General features: G+C 74.2%; 19 protein-coding genes. 14 read left to right on the top strand and 5 right to left on the bottom strand.

What is annotated here, in order from left to right:
• Positions 1-11: 11 nt before the first annotated feature.
• Complete coding sequence (locus QSK00_RS16235) at positions 12-428, bottom strand: hypothetical protein (protein ID WP_285592162.1); 417 nt, start codon at positions 426-428, stop codon at positions 12-14.
• A 133-nt stretch (positions 429-561) separates the two neighbouring features.
• On the opposite strand from QSK00_RS16235, the gene QSK00_RS16230 reads away from it, so the two are divergent.
• Positions 562-756, top strand: a complete 195-nt coding sequence (locus QSK00_RS16230; RefSeq protein ID WP_285592160.1) for a DUF397 domain-containing protein — start codon at positions 562-564, stop codon at positions 754-756.
• A gap of 70 nt (positions 757-826) precedes the next feature.
• On the opposite strand, the gene rpmB is transcribed toward QSK00_RS16230, so the two are convergent.
• On the bottom strand, positions 827-1,018 hold the full coding sequence (gene rpmB / locus QSK00_RS16225; protein WP_026204958.1) for a 50S ribosomal protein L28: 192 nt from the start codon (positions 1,016-1,018) through the stop codon (positions 827-829).
• A gap of 128 nt (positions 1,019-1,146) precedes the next feature.
• On the opposite strand from rpmB, the gene QSK00_RS16220 reads away from it, so the two are divergent.
• The 3 genes from QSK00_RS16220 to QSK00_RS16210 all read left to right on the top strand — a co-directional run bounded on the left by QSK00_RS16220 (position 1,147) and on the right by QSK00_RS16210 (position 5,798).
• Positions 1,147-3,390 carry an ATP-dependent DNA helicase RecG gene (locus tag QSK00_RS16220; RefSeq protein WP_285592247.1) on the top strand — a complete coding sequence of 748 codons (2,244 nt, stop codon included), beginning with the start codon at positions 1,147-1,149 and terminating at the stop codon, positions 3,388-3,390.
• Between the two features lie 334 nt (positions 3,391-3,724).
• A complete protein-coding gene (locus QSK00_RS16215; RefSeq protein ID WP_285592159.1) occupies positions 3,725-4,594 on the top strand; it encodes a C40 family peptidase in 870 nt (289 codons plus the stop codon).
• 292 nt (positions 4,595-4,886) lie between these two features.
• Entirely contained in the window at positions 4,887-5,798 is a 912-nt protein-coding gene (locus tag QSK00_RS16210; RefSeq protein WP_285592158.1) for an alpha/beta fold hydrolase, read from the top strand.
• A gap of 119 nt (positions 5,799-5,917) precedes the next feature.
• On the opposite strand, the gene QSK00_RS16205 is transcribed toward QSK00_RS16210, so the two are convergent.
• The gene (locus QSK00_RS16205; RefSeq protein WP_285592157.1) at positions 5,918-6,637 is read right to left on the bottom strand and encodes a hypothetical protein; all 720 of its coding nucleotides are present in this window, start codon (positions 6,635-6,637) and stop codon (positions 5,918-5,920) included.
• A 112-nt stretch (positions 6,638-6,749) separates the two neighbouring features.
• On the opposite strand from QSK00_RS16205, the gene QSK00_RS16200 reads away from it, so the two are divergent.
• The 4 genes from QSK00_RS16200 (at position 6,750) to QSK00_RS16185 (ending at position 12,155) form a co-directional block, all read left to right on the top strand.
• Entirely contained in the window at positions 6,750-10,130 is a 3,381-nt protein-coding gene (locus tag QSK00_RS16200; protein ID WP_285592156.1) for a pyruvate carboxylase, read from the top strand.
• Entirely contained in the window at positions 10,127-10,672 is a 546-nt protein-coding gene (gene rsmD / locus QSK00_RS16195; RefSeq protein WP_285592155.1) for a 16S rRNA (guanine(966)-N(2))-methyltransferase RsmD, read from the top strand. The genes QSK00_RS16200 and rsmD overlap by 4 nt, the downstream gene beginning before the upstream one ends.
• Before the next feature lie 70 nt (positions 10,673-10,742).
• Positions 10,743-11,048 (top strand): hypothetical protein, encoded by a 306-nt coding sequence (locus QSK00_RS16190; RefSeq protein ID WP_285592154.1) that lies wholly within the window; start codon positions 10,743-10,745, stop codon positions 11,046-11,048.
• 270 nt (positions 11,049-11,318) lie between these two features.
• Positions 11,319-12,155, top strand: coding sequence for an HTD2 family dehydratase (locus tag QSK00_RS16185; RefSeq protein ID WP_285592153.1), 837 nt, complete (start codon positions 11,319-11,321; stop codon positions 12,153-12,155).
• On the opposite strand, the gene QSK00_RS16180 is transcribed toward QSK00_RS16185, so the two are convergent.
• Positions 12,136-12,792, bottom strand: a complete 657-nt coding sequence (locus QSK00_RS16180) for a GNAT family N-acetyltransferase (RefSeq protein WP_285592152.1) — start codon at positions 12,790-12,792, stop codon at positions 12,136-12,138. The two genes, QSK00_RS16185 and QSK00_RS16180, sit on opposite strands and share 20 nt — an antisense overlap.
• Positions 12,793-12,820: 28 nt before the next feature.
• Here QSK00_RS16180 and coaD point away from each other — a divergent pair, with 28 nt between their 5' ends.
• From coaD to mutM, 6 genes are all read left to right on the top strand, one after another.
• Positions 12,821-13,291: a pantetheine-phosphate adenylyltransferase gene (coaD, locus tag QSK00_RS16175; RefSeq protein ID WP_285592151.1), complete on the top strand. Its 471-nt coding sequence runs from the start codon at positions 12,821-12,823 to the stop codon at positions 13,289-13,291.
• 90 nt (positions 13,292-13,381) lie between these two features.
• Positions 13,382-14,074 carry a DivIVA domain-containing protein gene (locus QSK00_RS16170; protein WP_285592150.1) on the top strand — a complete coding sequence of 231 codons (693 nt, stop codon included), beginning with the start codon at positions 13,382-13,384 and terminating at the stop codon, positions 14,072-14,074.
• Positions 14,075-14,238: 164 nt separating this feature from the next.
• Positions 14,239-14,814, top strand: a complete 576-nt coding sequence (locus QSK00_RS16165) for a YceD family protein (RefSeq protein ID WP_285592149.1) — start codon at positions 14,239-14,241, stop codon at positions 14,812-14,814.
• A 14-nt stretch (positions 14,815-14,828) separates the two neighbouring features.
• Positions 14,829-15,011 (top strand): 50S ribosomal protein L32, encoded by a 183-nt coding sequence (gene rpmF / locus QSK00_RS16160; protein ID WP_179794247.1) that lies wholly within the window; start codon positions 14,829-14,831, stop codon positions 15,009-15,011.
• Between the two features lie 5 nt (positions 15,012-15,016).
• Positions 15,017-15,739 (top strand): ribonuclease III, encoded by a 723-nt coding sequence (gene rnc, locus QSK00_RS16155; protein WP_502872044.1) that lies wholly within the window; start codon positions 15,017-15,019, stop codon positions 15,737-15,739.
• On the top strand, positions 15,740-16,609 hold the full coding sequence (gene mutM, locus QSK00_RS16150) for a bifunctional DNA-formamidopyrimidine glycosylase/DNA-(apurinic or apyrimidinic site) lyase (protein ID WP_285592148.1): 870 nt from the start codon (positions 15,740-15,742) through the stop codon (positions 16,607-16,609). It abuts the gene before it with no gap.
• A 39-nt stretch (positions 16,610-16,648) separates the two neighbouring features.
• On the opposite strand, the gene QSK00_RS16145 is transcribed toward mutM, so the two are convergent.
• Positions 16,649-17,497: a mechanosensitive ion channel family protein gene (locus tag QSK00_RS16145; RefSeq protein ID WP_285592147.1), complete on the bottom strand. Its 849-nt coding sequence runs from the start codon at positions 17,495-17,497 to the stop codon at positions 16,649-16,651.
• Positions 17,498-17,586: the final 89 nt, after the last annotated feature.

The following is a 17,586-nucleotide window of genomic DNA, read 5'->3' as shown; positions in this document are numbered from 1 at the left end:
TCCGGCCCGGGTCAGCGGCGGACGCCGAAGCGCCGGCGGGACCGCCGCTGCGGCGCGAACATGCTCCAGCCCCGGCTCGGGATGGTGTCCGGACGGTGGCGGCCGGCCTCGGCCCGCCGCCGGCCCCGGACGAGCGCGAGGAGCCGGTCGAGCGGGCGGGAACGGGCCGGGAGCGCGTCGGGCCGGCGGACCGGGAGCCCGACGACGTCGGGCGAGGGGAGCGGCGCCTCCTGCAGCGTCGCGACGGCGCCGGTCGCGGGGACACCCGCGACGGCGGTCGGGACGGGGGCGTCCGTCTCGCCCGGCGGTACGCGCTGCGAGACCACACGCAGTGGCACCGGGGCCGACCGGCGGTGCACGGTGCGCTGGGCGCGGGGGAGACGGGGCTCGTCGCCCGCCGGACCCACGGTCTGGTCCGGTCGGCTCACGACATCCGCCGCTCGTCGCCCCACCACGTCCGCTCCACCCGTTCGATCCTCACGTACGTACGGTGCAGGCGCAAGATCGAACGCACGTGCGTGAGCCGGATCGCGCATCCCTCCACCCCCGAGGGGGCCCGCGATGACCTGTCCTCCGCGCGACTGGACCGCCAGCGGTCCCGGCCTCGAGACGGCCCGCCATCCCGACGGCGGGTTGCTGGTGCGGTCCCGCGGCGACACGGAGGGGCCGGTGCTGCACTACACCCGCGCCGAGGTCGAGGCGTTCGTGCTCGGAGTGCGTGACGGCGAGTTCGACGACCTCGTCGTGCCGGACTGAGCCGGTCCCGGACAGCAGTCGGGCCCGGCACGCCGTGGCGTACCGGGCCCGGGAACTGCTCGTGGGGGCGTCAGGCGCGGCTGACCTTGCCCGCCTTCAGGCACGAGGTGCACACGTTGAGGCGCTGCCGGTTGCCGTTGCCGATCCGGGCGTGCACCGTCTGCACGTTCGGGTTCCACCGGCGGTTGGTCCGGCGGTGGGAGTGCGAGACCGACTTCCCGAAACCGGGGCCCTTCGCGCACACGTCGCACACCGCAGCCACTTCGAACACCTCTCGACCTCAACGGACACCAGAGCACGCGGGAACCTCACCGCGTGGCAGGTCACCAGGGTAACCGAGCCCGCCGAGGGCTGTCGGACCCGGGTGGCACGCTGGCGTCCGTGGTGCACATGGACTCCCCCCTCGCCGAGGCCGTCGGAGGACGCTCGGCCTCGGTGCTGCGCAAGCACCTCGACATGCACACCGTCGGCGATCTGCTGCGCCACCTGCCGCGGCGCTACGAGACGATGAACGACCTCGACAAGGTCGATCCGCGAGACCTGGCGGTGGGCGACCAGGTCAACATGATCGCCGAGGTGCGCAGCGCGCGGGGCGAGCGCAAGTTCCGCCGCGGCGGCGGCAAGCAGCTCCATATCACGACGATGACGGTGGCCGCGGGGGCCCTCGAGCTCTCGGTGACGTTCTTCAACCAGCCCTGGCGGGTGCGCACGATGCCCGTCGGGAGCCGCGCCTTCTTCGCGGGCAAGCTCGAGAAGTTCCGCGACCGATGGCAGCTCGGCTCGCCGCGTGCGATGCGGATCAGCACCGGCGACGACGAGACCGATCCCGACGGCGAGGACACGGAGTCGATCAAGCTCCCCCCGGTCACGCCGATCTACCCGGCCACCAAGGACGTGCAGACCTGGGAGCTGCTCGCCGCGGTCCGGCAGACCCTCGAGGTGTTCGACGACCCGATCGACCCGGTGCCCGCGGAGGTCCGCGAGCGGCACGGTCTGATCGACCTCGGGCGGGCCCTGCGCGACATCCACCTCCCCGCCACGCTGGAGGCCGCCCGCCCGGCGATGCGCCGGCTCACCTGGGACGAGGCGCTCGGGCTGCAGCTGGCGCTGCAGGGCGAGCGGATCAACGCCGCCACCCGGCCGGCGCCCGCCTGCCCCCGCACCGACGACGGGCTCGCCGCGGCCTTCGACGCCCGGCTGCCCTTCGAGCTCACCGCCGGGCAGCGCCGCGTCGGGGACGAGCTCGCGGAGGCGCTGGCGGGCACCACCCCGCTCAACCGGCTGCTGCAGGGCGACGTCGGGTCGGGGAAGACGGTGGTCGCGCTGCGGGCGATGCTGCAGGTCGTCGACGCGGGCCGGCAGGCGGTCCTGCTCGCTCCCACCGAGGTGCTCGCCGCGCAGCACGCCCGCTCCCTGCGGACGATGCTCGGGCCGCTCGGGCGGGCGGGCGAACCCGCGGGCCTGTTCGGCGAGGACGACCGGCCCGTCGAGCTGGACACCGACGAGCGGGCCACCCGGATCGTGCTGCTCACCGGGTCCCTGGCGGCGAAGGAGCGCAAGCAGGCGTTGCTCGACGTGCAGTCCGGGACGGCCGGCATCGTCGTCGGCACCCATGCGGTGATCCAGGAGAAGGTCGGGTTCGCCGACCTCGGTCTGCTCGTGGTCGACGAGCAGCACCGCTTCGGGGTCCGCCAGCGCGACGAGCTGCGCTCGCGGCCGGGGGAGACCGCGCCGCACCTGCTGGTCATGACGGCCACGCCGATCCCGCGCACGGTCGCGCTCACCGTCTACGGCGACCTGGAGAACTCCGTGCTCGACGAGCTGCCGGCCGGCCGCAAGCCGATCGACACGCACGCTGTGCCCGGCGGGCGGCCGAAGTGGCTCGCGCGGGTCTGGGAGCGCGTCCGCGAGGAGGTCGACGCGGGCCACCAGGCCTACGTCGTCTGCCCGCGCATCGGCGACGGCGGCCCCGCGGGCGAGGAGGAGGAGAGCGCCGGCCCCGACGGTCCCGACGGCGGCGAGCGGCGACCCCCGCTCGCGGCGCTCGAGGTCGCGGAGCTCCTCGCGGGCGGACCCCTGGCCGGCCTGCGCCTCGAGGTGCTGCACGGACGGCTGCCCGCCGAGGAGAAGGACGACGTCATGCGGCGGTTCTCCGCCGGCGACGTCGACGTCCTGGTGTCGACCACCGTGATCGAGGTGGGCGTCGACGTCCCGAACGCCACCGTCATCGTCGTCCTCGACGCCGAGCGCTTCGGGGTCTCCCAGCTGCACCAGCTGCGTGGTCGCGTCGGCCGCGGCGACACGGCGTCGTCGTGCTTCCTCGTCAGCGAGCTCGAGGGGCCGTCGATGGAGCGGCTGGCGCGGATCGCCGAGATCACCGACGGGTTCGCGATGGCCGACCTCGACCTGGAGCTGCGCAACGAGGGCGACGTCCTCGGCACCGAGCAGGCGGGCCGGCGCAAGACGCTCCGGTTCCTGTCCGTCCGGCGGCACCTCGACGAGATCACCGAGGCCCGCGAGGTCGCCCGCTCCCTGCTCGCCGACGACCCGACCCTGGCCCACCACCCGCGGCTGGCCGGCCTCGTCCGCGGCGTCGTGGGCGACGAGGGTGCGGGCTTCCTCGACAAACTCTGAGTTCACCGCTCGTCGCGCAGCACGAACGGTGACCGCCCGCGTACCGGGAGGTAGCCGATCGGCGCGCCGGGCCGACCTCCGAGCGCGACACGCACGGTCGGGGTGGCCGCGCGGGGTCACGGTTCGGTTACGGTCTGGCCGTCGGATCGCAACAGCGCTCCGATGCGCTCGGCCGCTTCGCCCGGTTCCCGTCCGGCGGCCTCCCCGGAGCGCACGACGTCCAGGACGGGACGGTGATCGTCGTCCGACCGCACTCCCCAGCGGCCGTCCGACACGATGGGTCGTGCAGGGCCTCCCTGCCTCCCGCCAGGTCCCGCCGGGCGTGGAGACGCGCATGACCGCAGTGCTGCCGCCCGTGCGGACCGACGACGGACGACACCGGGCGCCCGACTCGGCCACGACCGGGTCGCTGGGGCCGATCCCCGCGACGATGACCGGCCGCGCCGCCCACGGCGCCCCGGGCCACTCCCGGTCCCGCGACCAGCACCGCACCCGCCGTCCCGCTCCGCAGGAGCGCCCCCTCGACCGCGCCGCCCGGACCGCCGGCCTGTCCCTGGCCGCTCTCGGTGCGCTCGCCGGCGCCGGGGGCGCCGCGGTCCACGGCCTGATCCCGACCGGTGACGAGCCGGCCGCGACCGGCGAGTTCGCGCTCCCGACCGACCTGGCCGCGAGCAGCATGACCCTCCCGGCCGCCGCGACCCAGGCGCCCGCGGCGATCACCTCGGTGATGCCGGTCGTGGCGCCCGCCGTGTCCCAGGCGACCCCGCAGTACAAGACGGTGGCGGCCAGCACCCGCCAGGCGGCGGCCGCCAAGGCCGTTCCGGCGGCCCCGCAGCTGTCGGCGGGTCAGCGGATGGCGGCGGACGCCATCGACGCGGCCGAGTCCCGGCTCGGCAAGCCCTACGTCTGGGGTGCCACCGGCCCGAACAGCTTCGACTGCTCGGGCCTCATGCAGTACGCGTTCGAGAAGGCAGGCAAGGACCTGCCCCGCACGTCGGCGGCCCAGTCCAAGGTCGGCGAGAAGGTCTCGATGGACGACCTGCAGCCCGGCGACCTGATCTTCCTCTACAGCCCGGTCAGCCACGTCGTCATGTACGTCGGCGACGGCAAGGTGATCGAGGCGCCGACCAGTGGCCAGGACGTGAAGTACACGCCGCTGTCGAAGATCGAGAAGAACGCGGTGGGCGCTCGTCGCGTCGTCTGATCCGGAAGAAAGTGGCCCGGGGTCCCCACCCCGATGGGAACCCCGGGCCTTGTTCGGTGAACGGACGCTCCCCAGCTCCGGCACCGAAGGTCTCGCGCGTGAGGCGTGGCCGACACCCACAGAATGTCCGCTCGGCCGGGACATCAAGCGGGTCTGATCGTGTGATATTGCGCGCGTCACATGGTCACCTTGTGCAGTGCCGTACCAACGACCAGGTCGCGGTCGCACCCACAGGCAGGGATCTCCCGCCGATCGACGTCATGACGTCGCCCGGAACCGGACATGTCGCCTCGTGTTGCGTGCCCTCCTGCCGACGGCGCTGCTCGCCGCCCTGCTGACGGTGCCGACGGCGACGGCCACCCGGTGCGGCGCGGACGTCCCCGGCCTGACGCAGGCGACGGTGGACACCGGAGTGGTGCGCCTGCACGTGGCGGTGGGCGGTCCGCCGGACGCTCCCGTCGTCGTCCTGCTCCACGGGTTCCCCGAGACGTGGCGCACCTGGCGCGGGGTCGCCGTGGACCTCGTCGCGGACCACCGGGTGGTCGTCCCCGACCTCCGGGGCGCCGGCTGCTCCGAGCCGGGGCCCGTCCCCGATCCCGACGCGGGCACCCTCGCCGCCGACCTCGCGGGGCTGTCGGCCCGGCTCGGCCTCGCCCCGGCCGTCGTGGTCGGTCACGACATGGGCGCGATGCCCGCGTACGCGTGGGCCCGGGCGCGCCCCGACCAGGTCCGGCACCTGGTGCTCTCCGGTGGCGGCGTCCCCGGCCTCGGGCTGGAGGCGCTCGCCCCGCCGCACGTCGCCGCCTTCGCCACCGCTCCGCCCGGACGGCTCGCCGCCGAGGTGGCGGGACGCGAGCGCGAGGTGCTCGGCGCCTTCGTCGGCGACCCGGCGGTGGCCGCGTCGGGCTCGCTCGACGACGCGGTGCGGGCCTATTCCGCGCCGGGCCGCTACGACGCCGCGATGGGCCGCTACCGCGCCCTGCCCCGCGACGCCGCCCGCAACCGCCTCGATCCCGGCCCGCTCGCCGTCCCGGCGACGGCACTCGAGGGCGGTGCCCCCGGGATCAGCGCGGCGACCCTGCCGGGCGCCGACGTCGTCGTGGTCCCCGGGGCCGGGCACTACCTGCAGGAGGACCAGCCGCACGAGACCGCCGCGGCGATCCGGGCGATCGTGGCCCGGGAGTCAGCGGTGGCCCACCGCTGACGTCTGACGTCAGCCGTGTGCCACCGCTGACAGCAGCGGCGGGCGGCCCGCGAGCGTGGCGCGCTGCTGACGATCGGTGTCAGCCGTGTGCCACCGCTGACGCCCGGGGGCGCCGCCGCTCAGGCGCGCAACCGGCTCCGGAGGTCGCGCATGCCCCGGGCGGCCGCCTGGCGCACGGCCTCGGCGACGGCGGCGTACTCGTCGGCGGGCGCGGCCGGGCCCGGCGCGCGGGTCTCGACGGGGCGCGGCGGCACGGTCTGCGGGGCCTGCCGGGCGGCGAGCACGTCGGCGACGCGGCGGGCCTCGTCCCACGCCACCACCGCGCGGTCGACGGCCACGACGAAGTCCGTGCGATGGGGGTCGCCCGGCTCGGTCGGCGTCGCGAGGACCTGGGCGTCCGCGAGGGCCTCGACGAACGCCCCGGTCGCGGGCACCGAGACGTCCACGAGGGCGGGGCGGGCGGCCACGGCGCGCGGGTCGGACTCGAAGGCGGCGTAGTCGCGCTGCAGGGCGGCGAAGCGGTCCCGGGCGAGTGCCCAGCGGGCCGCGCGGTGCTCGGAGATCCGGCCCGACCTGCCGTCGGGATGACCGAGGACGACGGTGCGCACCCGGCGGACCCCGCGCTGCGCAGCGAGCACCGTGGCGACGATCGCGGCCAGGGCGGCGGCGACGAGGTCGGCCACCGCCGCGAGCAGGGCGGCGCCGAAGCCCTCGAGAGTGCCGTCGGCGACCCAGGCGCCGAGGAAGACCAGCGGGGAGACGACGGTGAGGAGCACCGCGATCCCGTAGAGCCAGGGCACGGCGGAGCGGCGCATCGGTGTGATCGACCTGTCCGGCATGTGCCGCCCTCCTCGTGTCCCCCTTCTTTGGTACCGGAAGAGCCGTCCGGGGACCACGGTCGCGGTAGCGTGCGCCGCCGACGATCAGCGCGACCGCCCGGAGGACGTCCAGATGTTCCGCAAGGTGCTCGTGGCCAACCGGGGTGAGATCGCGATCCGCGGTTTCCGCGCCGCGTACGAGCTCGGGGCGGCCACCGTCGCCGTCTTCCCGGTCGAGGACCGCCAGTCGGAGCACCGTCTCAAGGCCGACGAGGCGTACCTGATCGGCGAGGAGGGCCACCCGGTCCGGGCCTACCTGTCGATCGAGGAGATGATCCGCGCGGCGCAGAAGGCGGGCGCCGACGCGATCTACCCCGGCTACGGCTTCCTGTCGGAGAACCCGGGCCTGGCCGAGGCCTGCGCCGACGCCGGCATCACCTTCATCGGCCCGCCCGCGCGGGTGCTCACGATGGCGGGCAACAAGCACCGCGCGGTGGCCGCGGCCCGGGAGGCCGGCGTGCCCGTGCTGGACTCCTGCGACCCGTCCGACGACATCGACACCCTGCTCGCCGCGGCGGCGGAGATGACGTTCCCGCTGTTCGTCAAGGCGGTCGCGGGCGGCGGCGGCCGCGGCATGCGCCTGGTGAAGGAGGAGCGGAACCTCCGGGACGCGCTGCAGGCCGCGATGAACGAGGCGTCCTCGGCGTTCGGCGACCCGACGGTGATCCTCGAGCAGGCGGTCATCGACCCCCGGCACATCGAGGTACAGATCCTCGCCGACGCCGAGGGCCACGTCATGCACCTGTTCGAGCGCGACTGCTCGGTGCAGCGCCGCCACCAGAAGGTCGTCGAGATCGCGCCGGCGCCGAACCTGTCGCCCGAGCTGCGCGAGCGGATCTGCGCCGACGCCGTGAAGTTCGCGACGGCGATCGGCTACGTCAACGCGGGCACCGTCGAGTTCCTGCTCGACGCCGACGGCCGGCACCACTTCATCGAGATGAACCCGCGCATCCAGGTCGAGCACACGGTCACCGAGGAGGTCGCGGACGTCGACCTCGTCGGCGCCCAGATGCGCATCGCGTCCGGCGAGACGCTCGCCGACCTCGGGCTCTCCCAGGACACCGTCGCCCTGCACGGGTTCGCGCTGCAGTGCCGCATCACCACCGAGGACCCGTCCAACGAGTTCCGACCCGACGTCGGGATGATCTCGGCCTACCGCTCGGCGTCGGGGTCGGGCGTGCGGCTCGACGGCGGGACCGCCTTCGCCGGCGCGCGCATCAGCCCGCACTTCGACTCGCTGCTGGTCAAGGTCACCTGCCGCGGCCGGGACTTCACGACGGCGGTCCGGCGCGCGCGCCGCGCCCTCGCCGAGTTCCGCGTCCGCGGGGTCTCGACGAACATCCCGTTCCTCATGGCGCTGCTCGACGAGCCGGACTTCCGGGAAGGCCGGGTGACCACGAGCTTCATCGCCGAGCACCCCGAGCTCCTCGCCGCCCGGGCCCCCGCCGACCGCGGCACCCGGATCATGAGCTACCTCGCCGACGTCACGGTGAACCGGCCGCACGGCCCGGCCCCGGACCTCGTCGACCCGCGGGACAAGCTCCCCGCCGTCGACCTGGCCCAGGCGCCCCCGGACGGGTCCCGCCAGCGTCTCGGCGAGCTCGGCCCCGAGGGGTTCGCGGCGTGGCTGCGGGCGCAGACGACGGTCCCGGTGACCGACACGACGTTCCGCGACGCCCACCAGTCGCTGCTGGCCACCCGGGTGCGCACGCGGGACCTCCTGGAGATCGCGCCGCACGTCGCCCGGACCGCGCCCGAGCTCCTGTCGCTGGAGTGCTGGGGCGGCGCGACCTACGACGTGGCGTTGCGCTTCCTCGCCGAGGACCCGTGGGAGCGGCTCGCGCGGCTGCGGGAGGCGGTCCCGAACCTGTGCCTGCAGATGCTGCTGCGCGGGCGGAACACCGTCGGCTACACGCCCTACCCGACGGAGGTGACCGACGCCTTCGTCGCCGAGGCGGCCCGCGTCGGGATCGACGTCTTCCGCATCTTCGACGCGCTGAACGACGTCTCCCAGATGCGGCCCGCGATCGACGCGGTCCGCGCGTCCGGCGGGGCGCTCGCGGAGGTCGCGCTCTGCTACACGAGCGACCTGATGAACCCGGCCGAGGACCTCTACACCCTCGACTACTACCTGCGCCTGGCCGAGCAGATCGTCGACGCCGGCGCCCACGTCCTGGCCATCAAGGACATGGCGGGCCTGCTGCGCCCGCCGGCCGCCCGGAAGCTCGTGACCGCCCTGCGCGAGCGCTTCGACCTGCCGGTCCACCTGCACACCCACGACACCGCGGGCGGGCAGCTCGCGACGCTGCTCGCCGCGATCGACGCCGGGGTGGACGCGGTCGACGCCGCCGTCGCCTCGATGGCGGGGACCACCTCGCAGCCGTCGCTCTCGGCGCTGGTCGCGGCGACCGACCACAGCGACCGGGAGACCGGGTTGTCGCTGGACGCGGTCAACGCGCTGGAGCCGTACTGGGAGCTGGTCCGGAAGGTCTACGCGCCGTTCGAGTCGGGCCTCGCGTCGCCGACCGGCCGGGTCTACACCCACGAGATCCCCGGCGGGCAGCTGTCCAACCTGCGCACCCAGGCCGTCGCGCTCGGGCTCGGCGACCGCTTCGAGCAGGTCGAGGACGCCTACGCCGCCGCCGACCGGATGCTCGGGCACCTGGTGAAGGTCACGCCGTCGTCCAAGGTGGTCGGGGACCTCGCGCTGCACTTCGTCGGCGCCGGGGTCGACCCGTCGGCGTTCGAGGCGGACCCCTCGCGCTACGACATCCCCGACTCGGTGATCGGCTTCCTGCGCGGCGAGCTCGGCGACCCGCCCGGCGGCTGGCCGGAGCCGCTGCGGACCCGCGCGCTCGAGGGCCGGACCGAGCGGCCCGGGGTCGCGGAGCTGACCGACGACCAGCGCAAGGGCCTCGAGGCCGACCGCGCCGGCACGCTCAACGAGCTGCTCTTCCCCGGGCCGACGAAGGAGTTCCGCGAGCACCGGATCTCGTACGGCGACACCTCGGTGCTGCGCAGCCAGGAGTTCTTCTACGGCCTGCGCAGCGAGCGCGAGTACGCCGTGGACCTCGAGCCGGGCGTGCAGCTGCTCATCGAGCTCGAGGCGATCTCCGAGCCCGACGAGCGCGCCATGCGGACCGTGCTGATGTCGCTGAACGGGCAGCTGCGGCCGCTCAGCGTCCGCGACCGCTCCGTCGACACCGACGTCAAGGCCGCCGAGAAGGCCGACCGCTCCGACCCCTCGCACGTCGCGGCGCCGTTCGCGGGCGTGGTGACGCTGCAGGTCGCCGAGGGCGACCGGGTGTCGGCGGGCGACACCGTGGCCACCATCGAGGCGATGAAGATGGAGGCCGCCATCACCGCGCCGTCGTCGGGAACGGTGACCCGCCTCGCGCTGGGGAAGGTGCAGCAGGTGGAGGGCGGCGACCTGGTGGTGGTGCTCGGGTCGTGAGCCGCATCGTCGCGGGGAGCGCCGGGGGGCAGCGGCTCCAGGTGCCGCCGACCGGCGTGCGCCCGACGTCGGACCGGGTGCGGGAGGCGCTGTTCTCGCTGCTCACGGCGCGCGGCATCGTCGAGGACGCGGTGGTGCTCGACCTGTACGCCGGGTCGGGCGCGCTGGGACTGGAGGCCCTCTCCCGCGGCGCGCTGACCGCGACGTTGGTGGAGCGCGACCCGCGGGCCTGCGGGTTCATCCAGACCAACGTCCGGACGACGGGGCTCACCGGGGCGATGGTACGTCGCGCGTCGGTGCCCACGTTCCTGAAGCGGCCGACCGACTCCGTCGACCTCGTGTTCGTGGACCCGCCGTACGCGGGGACCGAGGACGAGGTCGACACCGTGCTCGGGCTGCTCGTGCCGTGGCTGGACCCGGACGCGCTGGTGGTGCTGGAGCGGGACTCGCGGACACGCACCCCGGCCTGGCCCGAGGGGCTCGAGCCGGAGGAACCGCGGGTGTACGGGGAGACGACGCTGCACCTGGGCGGGCCGGCCTGACGTCAGCGGTGGCGCACCGCTGACGTCAGGTGTCGGCGTCGGGACACGCTCGGCGGGCTACCCGGGGCGGGTGAGCGACCTCGAGGAGCGCTACCTGGAACTGGTGCGCGACGAGCTGCCGGCCGCCGCGCGCGAGCAGGGCTGGGTCATCCGCAACGACCACTGCTTCGGGCGGGTGCTGCTCGACGACGCGGTGGGCGGGTGCTGGTACGACGTGCTCGGCCGGGGCCGGGGTGCGGCGTTCCGACGGTTGGACCCCGATCAGCTCGCGCACGCCGTGGAGCAGGGGGAGCGGATGCTGCGCGAGGGCGGCGAGACCGTCCGCGCCCTCGACGCGCAGTCGCTCGCGTGGCGGGGGAAGGCGCCGAAGCGCTGACGCCGCCCCTCGTGGCAGGAAAGCGTCGTTGCTGCCGCTGGACGACAGGTTCGCCACGTCGTCGGGGGCATTCCCGGGGGCCGGTCGGACCCGTCGTCGGGATGAAGATCCGGACGGGCGGCGCGAAGTGCTCGCTGAGCGAGCACTTCGCTCGGCGGCGGGGGATCTTGCCGAGCCGGCCTGCCGTGCAGCCGCGACGATGTGACTTCCCTGCCGCTGGATGACAGCAACGACGCTTTCCTGCCACGGGAGGAGGCATGATCGACCACCGTGGACCTCGCGGACGCGACGCAGGGCTGGGCCCCGGAGCCGATCACGACGACGGGCGGGACCTCCGCCTGGACGGCCGCGGCGGTCAGCGGGATGTTCGACCTCGACCCGGTGGCGGGCGAGGGGGAGCCGCTCCCGCCGATGTGGCACTGGTTCGGGTTCCTGGAGCACCCGCGGACCGACGAGCTCGGCGACGACGGGCACCCGCTCCGCGGCCACTTCCTGCCACCGATCCCGGACCGGCGCCGGATGATCGCGGGCGGCCGGCTGCGGATCGGGGAGCCGATGCGGGTGGGGGGGACCTACACGCGCCGGTCGTCGCTGGTGCGCTCGCAGGTCAAGCACGGGCGCTCGGGCGACATGCTGCTGGTCACCGTGCGCACCGAGTTCCTCGACGGTGACGACGTGCTGGTCACCGAGGAGTCCGACGTCGTCTACCGCTCGCAGGCCCCGGGGCAGGCCCGCGGCATCGCCTTCGACGAGCCGGACGCCGACGCGCCCGCCCCGTCCGACGAGGCCGTCGTGCTGACCCCCGACGAGCGGCTGCTGTTCCGGTTCTCCGCGCTGACCTACAACACCCACCGCATCCACTACGACCAGCCGTACGTCACCGACGTCGAGGGCTACCCCGGACTCGTGGTGCACGGACCGCTGCTCGCCCTGATGTGCCTGGAGATCCCGCGCCGCCAGGGCCACCCGGTGCGGTCCTTCGACTACCGGCTCTCGCGGCCCGCGTTCGCCGGCACCCGGGTCGTCGCCGACCGCACCGACGACCACGGCGGGGTCGCGGCGGGCGTGCCCGGCGCGCCGTCGTCGATCACCGCGACGCTGGGCTGATCACGGCCACGAACGGCTCCGTCCCCTCGACCACCACGCCCTCGAGCCGCCTCCGCCGCCACGCGCCCGGCGTCACCGCGAGGTGCACCTCGGGGGTGCCGTCGGCGTGGCGCCGCCGGTCGGTCTCCCGGTAGCCGCAGCGGTGCGACACGCGCAGCGAGGCGTGGTTGTCCTCGGCGGCCGCGGTCACGGCGCGGGTCATGCCGAGTGCTCCGAACGCCAGCTCCAGCAGCATCAGCCGCACCCGCCGTCCGACGCCCCGGCCCCGCTCGGGGCGCGCGAGGAACGACGACGTCGCCACCTCACCCGGCCGGCCGGCCGCGTCGAGGGTGGCGTGGCCGACGGCCCGCCCGCCGTCGAGGACGGCGAAGGGCACCCGCCAGCCCCCACCCGCCGTCGGGAACCGGCGCAGGGACCAGGAGCGCTCGAGGAAGACGCGCGCGGCGTCGTCGTCGCCCATCGGCCGCGTCAGGAAGTGCTCCCCGCCGGGGGCGAGGACGCCGCCGGGCTCGGCGACGAACGCGGCGATCTCGAGCAGCTCGACGTCGGTCGGCGGGGTGAGGACGAGCCCCGCGTGCGCGACCCGGATCCCGAACCACGGGTACAGGGCGGCCAGGTCGTCCCGGACGTAGTCCACGCCGGGATCCTGCTATAACCCCCGGATCATGAAGGCCGTCTGCCCCGGTTCGTTCGACCCCGTGACGCTCGGCCACGTCGACGTGGTGCGCCGCGCCGCGGCGATGTTCGACGAGGTGGTGGTCGCCGTCGCGATCAACCCGAACAAGCAGGGCCTGTTCACCGTCGACGAGCGCCGCGAGCTGCTCGACGCCACGTTCGCCGATCTCCCGAACGTCACGACGGCGGCCTTCTCCGGCCTGCTCGTGGACTGGTGCCGCGAGCAGGGCGTGGGCGTCATCGCGAAGGGCCTGCGCTCGGACACCGACTACGCCTACGAGCTGCCGATGGCCCACATGAACCGGCACCTCACCGGCGTCGACACGGTCTTCCTGTCCGCCTCGCCCGAGCACACGTTCGTCTCCAGCTCGCTGGTCAAGGAGGTCGCGCGCGGCGGTGGGGACGTCTCCGCCTTCCTGACGACGGGTGTGCACGCGGCGTTGCTGGAGCGGCTCGGCTGACCCGACACGCCCGACACGCCGCAATGCGCCGGGCGGACGAGCCCGCGTCGCACACTGGCGATCGGTCTTCGACGCGGGAGGTGGATCGACGTGTACCGGGTGTTCGAGGCGCTCGACGAGCTCGTGACCATCTGCGAGGAGGCGCGCGGCGTCCCCATGACGACGAGCTGCGTCGTCCCGCGCGGTGACGTCCTGGAGCTCCTCGACGACATCCGCGAGGCGATCCCGGGCGAGCTCGACGACGCCCAGGACGTGCTCGACCACCGCGACAAGCTCGTGGCGGACGCCACCGACGAGGCCGAGCGCACCACCGCGGAGGCGCGCACCGAGGCCGACCGGCTGCTCGCCGAGGCCCGGGAGCAGGCCCAGCAGATGATCGCCGAGGCCGAGCACGAGGCGGAACGGGTCGTGGCGCGGGGCCGCCGCGAGTACGCCGACCTCACCGACCGGGCCGCCGCCGAGGCCGACCGCATGACCGAGGCCGGCCGGCAGAGCTACGAGCGCGCCGTCACCGACGGGCGCGCCGAGCAGCAGCGTCTGGTCTCCGAGCACGAGGTCACCCTCGCCGCCCGCGACGAGGCCGGCCGCATCCTCGACCGTGCCGCCGACGACGCCCACCAGGCGCGCACCGACTGCGACCACTACGTGGAGACCTCGCTCGCCGAGTTCACCGAGACGCTGGAGTCGGTGCTCGACACCGTCGGACGCCACCGCCACCAGCTGCGCACCGGCCAGGTCGGTGCGGCCGCGCAGGAGCACGCGCCCGAGCGGGCCAGCGCGTAGGGCCGTCCGCCGCCCCCGGCTTTCGAACGAGCGGCACCTTCGCGCACATTGAGGTTGCGAGAGTGCCGTTCGTTCGCGGAGGAGGTGTCCGCGTACCCTCGAAGCCGGACCGGCCCCGTCGTCGGGAACACGTCCCGGCATGCAACACGTTGGTCCGTCTCGAGATGACTGAGAAGCACACGAACGGCCCCGACGCGACGAGCCCGTGGGTCGTCGACGTCCTGCGCGAACTGTCCCGCCGTCCCGGCACCATGAAGCCCTGGGTGCGTGACGTGCCGGCCCCGTCCGACTTCGGGCTCGAGGTGATCGGCGTGCCCGCGGGCGACCCGATCCACCTCGACCTGCGCCTGGAGTCGGTGATGGAGGGTGTCCTCGCGAGCGGCACCGTCAGCGCGCACGTCGTCGGCGAGTGCTCCCGGTGCCTCGGCGAGCTGCACGAGGACGTCGAGGTCGACGTCACCGAGCTCTACGCCTACCCGCACTCGGTCACCGAGGAGACGACCGACGAGGAGGACGTGGCGCGCATCGTCGACGAGAAGATCGACCTCGAGCCGGCCGTCCGCGACGCCGTGCTCCTGGAGCTCCCGAACGCCCCGCTGTGCAGCGACGACTGCCCCGGGGTGCCCTCGCCGGACGAGGAGGCATGGGCCTTCGTACCCGCGGGGACCTCTCGTGAGAGGATTGACCCTCGCTGGGCCGCCCTGCAGGAGCGTTTCTCCGGCGGCAGCACTGAGAACTGAGGAGTAGAAGCACCGTGGCCGTCCCCAAGCGCCGGATGTCGCGCGCCAACACCCACGCCCGCCGCTCGCAGTGGAAGGCGTCCGTGCCCACGCTCGTGGCGTGTCAGAACAAGGCCTGCGGCCAGCCCAAGCCGCCGCACGTCGCCTGCCCCACCTGCGGCCAGTACGCCGGCCGCCGGGCCGTCACCCCGGCCTGATCGCCGTGGCCGCCACGGCGGCCGGCGCCACTGACCAGGACGGTTCGCCGGCCGAGCGGCTCAGCCGGGTGCTCGGGATCGAGGTCGATCCCGAGCTCCTCCGGCTCGCCCTGACGCACCGGTCGTACGCCTACGAGAAGGGCGGCCTGCCGACCAACGAGCGCCTGGAGTTCCTCGGGGACTCCGTGCTCGGGATCGCGGTGACCGAGCGGCTGTACCGGGAGCACCCGGACCGGCCGGAGGGTCAGCTCGCGAAGCTGCGCGCCAGCGTCGTCAACATGCACGCGTTGGCGAGCGTGGCGCGGACCCTGGGGCTCGGTGAGCTGATCTACCTCGGGCGCGGCGAGGAGATGACCGGCGGCCGCGACAAGGACTCGATCCTCGGCGACGCCGTCGAGGCGATCCTCGGCGCGGTGCACCTCGAGCACGGCATCGACGTCGCCCGCGAGCTCGTCGGTCGCCTCTTCGGGGACCTGCTCCACCAGGCCCCGCGCCTCGGCGCCGGCCTGGACTGGAAGACCAGCCTGCAGGAGCTCACGGCCGCCTCCGGCCGCGGTGTCCCGGAGTACCGGATCACCGAGGAGGGCCCCGACCACGCCAAGGAGTTCACCGCGACGGCCGTGGTGGCCGGCGAGGGCCTCGGCACCGGGGTCGGACGCACCAAGAAGGACGCCGAGCAGAAGGCAGCCCAGGCCGCCTACGAGGCCATCCACGGGCCCGTCACGTAGGTGCCGGAGCTCCCCGAGGTCGAGGTCGTCCGGCGCGGGGTCGCCGACCACGCGGTCGGGCGGACCGTCTCGTCGGTCGAGGTGCTGCACCCGCGGGCCGTCCGTCGTCAGGCCGGCGGAGCGCCGGAGCTGGCCGCCCGCCTGGCCGGGCGCACGCTCGTCGCCGCGCGCCGTCGTGGCAAGTTCCTGTGGGTCGACCTCGACGACGGCACGGCGCTGCTCGCGCACCTCGGGATGAGCGGCCAGCTGCTCGTGCAGCCCGCCGATCGCCCCGACGAGAAACACCTGCGGGTCCGTCTCCGGTTCCACGACGACGGATCCGAGCTGCGGTTCGTCGACCAGCGCACCTTCGGCGGGCTGACCGCCGTCGACACGGTGGAGTCCGACGGCGAGCGCGTGCCCCTGCCGGTCGGCCACATCGGCCGGGACCCGCTCGACCCGGCGTTCGACCTCGAGGCGGCCGTCGGGGCGTACCGGCGGCGGCGCACCGAGCTCAAGCGGGCACTGCTGGACCAGACGCTGGTGTCGGGCATCGGCAACATCTACGCCGATGAGTCGCTGTGGCGGGCCCGCCTGCACTCGCTGCGCCCGACCGCGCGGCTGAACCGACCCGACGTCCGGAAGGTCCTCACCGCGGCCCACGAGGTGATGACGGAGTCGCTGGCGCAGGGCGGGACGTCGTTCGACGCGCTCTACGTCGACGTGCACGGGGACTCCGGCTACTTCGCCCGCGCGCTCGCCGTCTACGGGCGCGAGGACGAGCCGTGCCCGCGGTGCGGCACGTCGATCCGGCGCTCGGCGTTCATGAACCGGTCGTCGTTCTGGTGCCCGACCTGCCAGAGGGTGCCGCGAGCGGCACGTGAGCACTGACTGGGGCCATAGCCCCAGTCAGTGCTACCTGCGAACCACCTAGCTCTGCGGGGTGATGGCGACGGTCGGCGCCTGCGGGTCGTCGGCCCGGACGGCGCCCGGCTCCTCCGACGTCGGCGTGTACTGCTGCGCCTCGGCCTGGCCGCGCTGGTACCCGGTCTGCAGGTCGGCGCGGACCTGGTCGCGGTTCTCCTGGGCCTTCCGGTAGCCGGTGTTGATCAGGTCGGCGGCGGCGTCGCGCCCACCGAGCCCGAACGCCAGCGCCGCCCCGAGGGCGAGGGCACCGATCAGCGCGATGAAGGTGGCGTTGACGATCACCTCGGCGATGCCGAGCTGGTTGAGGATCATGAACACGGCGATGACCATGACCAGCGTCGGCGCGGCGGACCGGGCGACCCGGCCGGTGGGGGTGTCGCCCATGGTGCGGTGCACGAGCCCGCCGACGGCGGCGGCGATCGCGGCGGCGACCAGGAAGATCAGCAGCGCGGCGATGACGTTCGGCAGGTACGAGAGCACCAGGTTCACGAACCCGGTCACCGCGGGGATGTTCAGCGTCCCGACCGCGGAGACGATGACGAAGACGAGCAGGACCCACTGCACGACCAGCCCGACGAGCTTGGCGGGGCTGCCGTCGGGGGAGAAGCGGGCGACGTACTCGCCGCCGGAACCGTGGGTCAGCCGCTGGTCGAGCCGGACGCGCTGCAGGAGCTTGGTGATCCCGGCGCGGAGCAGGCGGGCGATGAGGTAGCCGATGAGCAGGACCAGCAGGGCCCCGATCACGTTCGGCACGTAGTTCAGCAGCGTGGTGAACGCGTTCTGCAGCGACTGCAGCGCGTTGAAGCCGCCCCCGCCGCCGGACGGTTCGGACTGGGTGGGAAGAGCGATCATGGCGATCTCCTGGTGTGTACGGAGAGGGCCCGAACGACGCGGGGACTCGATCGAGAGGGCCGGGACGACAGCACGACGCCGGCCCGCGG

Source organism: Actinomycetospora sp. NBRC 106378 (genome assembly GCF_030269685.1).
Lineage (GTDB): Bacteria > Actinomycetota > Actinomycetes > Mycobacteriales > Pseudonocardiaceae > Actinomycetospora.
Note: the sequence above shows the minus strand (reverse complement) of the source record. Positions and strands in the feature narration are given on the sequence as shown.

What these genes read in the sequence shown, in the direction of transcription:
- QSK00_RS16230 (WP_285592160.1), top strand. Translation starts at nt 562, where the DNA reads ATGACCTGTCCTCCGCGCGACTGGACCGCCAGCGGTCCCGGCCTCGAG.
- QSK00_RS16220 (WP_285592247.1), top strand. Translation starts at nt 1,147, where the DNA reads ATGGACTCCCCCCTCGCCGAGGCCGTCGGAGGACGCTCGGCCTCGGTG.
- QSK00_RS16215 (WP_285592159.1), top strand. Translation starts at nt 3,725, where the DNA reads ATGACCGCAGTGCTGCCGCCCGTGCGGACCGACGACGGACGACACCGG.
- QSK00_RS16205 (WP_285592157.1), bottom strand. Translation starts at nt 6,637, where the DNA reads ATGCCGGACAGGTCGATCACACCGATGCGCCGCTCCGCCGTGCCCTGG.
- QSK00_RS16200 (WP_285592156.1), top strand. Translation starts at nt 6,750, where the DNA reads ATGTTCCGCAAGGTGCTCGTGGCCAACCGGGGTGAGATCGCGATCCGC.
- coaD (WP_285592151.1), top strand. Translation starts at nt 12,821, where the DNA reads ATGAAGGCCGTCTGCCCCGGTTCGTTCGACCCCGTGACGCTCGGCCAC.
- QSK00_RS16165 (WP_285592149.1), top strand. Translation starts at nt 14,239, where the DNA reads ATGACTGAGAAGCACACGAACGGCCCCGACGCGACGAGCCCGTGGGTC.
- QSK00_RS16145 (WP_285592147.1), bottom strand. Translation starts at nt 17,497, where the DNA reads ATGATCGCTCTTCCCACCCAGTCCGAACCGTCCGGCGGCGGGGGCGGC.